General features: G+C 64.7%; 1 protein-coding gene. It reads left to right on the plus strand.

Translation table 11 applies throughout. The features are described from left to right. Nucleotides 1-255, plus strand: a 255-nt coding sequence (locus SB816_RS33250) for a gamma-glutamyltransferase (protein ID WP_410548411.1), incomplete at both ends; no start/stop codon positions are given.

Below are 255 nucleotides of genomic sequence, written 5' to 3' on the forward strand. Positions count from 1 at the left end.
GCCAGCCGCAATCGCAAAGCGCGGTGTTCTCGCGTATCGCGCGTTACGGCTGGAATCCGCAGACCGCGATCGACGCGCCGCGCTGGCTGCTCGGGCGCACGTGGGGTCAATCGACCGATTCGCTGAAACTCGAAGCGCGTTTCCCGGCGGCCACCGTCGATGCCTTGCGCGCGCTCGGCCACGACGTCGAAGTGCTCGACGCTTACGACGAAGCGATGGGTCATGCCGGTGCAATCATTCGGTATCCGAATGGAT

The sequence above is a fragment of the Achromobacter sp. SIMBA_011 genome (genome assembly GCF_046535435.1).
Classification (GTDB): domain Bacteria; phylum Pseudomonadota; class Gammaproteobacteria; order Burkholderiales; family Burkholderiaceae_B; genus Achromobacter; species Achromobacter dolens.